The organism is Streptomyces sp. KLMMK, assembly GCF_036961605.1.
GTDB lineage: Bacteria > Actinomycetota > Actinomycetes > Streptomycetales > Streptomycetaceae > Streptomyces > Streptomyces telluris.
Map to the genome: position 1 here is coordinate 1 of NZ_JBAMDC010000689.1, position 1,808 is coordinate 1,808.

The 1,808-nt window shown below is 77.1% G+C and carries 1 protein-coding gene; it reads left to right on the top strand.

Annotation, left to right across the window (positions count from 1 at the left end):
- Positions 1–1,808 (top strand): prolyl oligopeptidase family serine peptidase (locus V7793_RS37155; protein WP_443058085.1); only part of this gene is annotated, 1,808 nt, incomplete at both ends.

The following is a 1,808-nucleotide window of genomic DNA, read 5'->3' on the forward strand; positions in this document are numbered from 1 at the left end:
ACCCCCTCGATGACCACGACCGCCCCCCGCCGGCACCTCGCCGACGGGCCCGTGTGGGAACGGCGCTTCCGCGCCCCCCGCCACACCCTGCCGGCCTGGGCCAAGAGCGCGCCCGACCGCTGCGTGTTCGTCAGCGACCTCTCGGGCATCGCCCAGGTCTATGCCTATGACCGCGCGGCCGGCACCCTCCGCCGCGTCACCGACCGCCCGTCCGGCACCCAGCAGTGCGCCGTCGAGGCGTCCGGGGAGGCCGTGTGGTGGTTCGACGACGGCGCGGGCGACGAATACGGCCGGTGGATGCGCCAGCCCTTCACCGGCGGCCCCGACACCCCGGCCGTCCCGTCCGCCGGGCTGTACTGGCCCTCGGGCCTGGCCGTGGGCCTCGACGGGCACTCCCTGCTCGGCTGCTCCACCGAGGACGGCGCGGAGGTCCACCTCGTCCTGCCGGACGGCACCGCGCGGCGGCTCTACCGGCACGACGAGCCGGCCTACGCCGTCGACCTCTCCCGCTCGCTGGACCTGGCCGTGATCGCGCACAGCGAGCGCGGGGACCTGTGGGACCTGGGCGTGCGCGTCCTCACCACGGAGGACGGTGCGACCGTCGCGGACCTCGCCGACGAGGAGGGCGGCGGCCTGGAGGCCGTGGGCTTCTCGCCCGTACGGGGCGACGCGCGCCTGCTGCTGCAGCACCAGCGCGACGACCGCTGGGAACCGGTCCTCTTCGACCCGCGCACCGGCGAGCGCACCGAGCTGCGCCTCGGCCTGCCCGGCGACGTGTCGGTGCAGTGGTTCCAGGACGCCCGCTCGCTGCTGGTCGTCCACGACCACGAGGCCCGCTCCACGCTCCACCGCTACGACCTGGACAGCGGGCGCCTGGAGCGCATCGGCACCCCGCCCGGGGTCATCGCCCACGCCCGGACCCGGCCCGGCGGCGACGCCTGGCTGCTGTGGTCGAGCTCCGCGCGGCCCCCCGAGTTCCGCGGCCTGCGGGAGGACCCGCGGCTGCCCCTCCCGGACGCCCCGCCGCCCCCGGCGGCCGAGGCCCGGGACCTGTGGGTGGACGGCCCCGGCGGCCGGGTCCACGCCCTGCTGAACACGCCCGCGGGGCCCGGTCCGCACCCCGCGGTCTTCCTGCTGCACGGCGGCCCCGACGAGCAGGACGAGGACGCCTTCGACCCCGCCGTCGCGGCCTGGACCGACCACGGGTTCGCCGTCGTGCGCGTCAACTACCGCGGCTCGACCGGCTACGGGCGCGAGTGGACCGAGGCGCTGCGGCGCCGCGTGGGCCTCACCGAGCTGGAGGACGTGGCCGCGGTCCGGCGGTGGACGGTCGACCACGGCGTCGCCGACCCGGCCCGGCTCGTCGTGGCGGGCTGGTCGTGGGGCGGCTACCTCACGCTGCTCGCGCTCGGCACGCAGCCGGGGGAGTGGGCGCTGGGTCTCGCCGGCGCGCCGGTCGCCGACTGCGCCGCGGCCCACCACGGCGCGATGGAGGAGATCAAGGCGCTCGACCGCAGCCTCTTCGGCGGCTCGCCCGACGAGGTGCCCGAGCGCTACCGGGAGTCCTCGCCGCTGACGTACGTCGACGCCGTCCGCGCGCCGGTGCTCATCATGGCCGGTGCCAACGACGCCCGCTGCCCCGTGGCGCAGGTCCGCGACTACGCCGAGCGGCTCGCGGGCCGCGGCGTCGCCCACGGCCTGCACGTCCACGACGGGGGCCACAGCGTGACGGACGTGGACGAACGCGTGGCGATGTTCCGGCGGCAGCTGGAGTTCGCGCGGGCCCATCTTCCGCAGGCCGCCTCCTG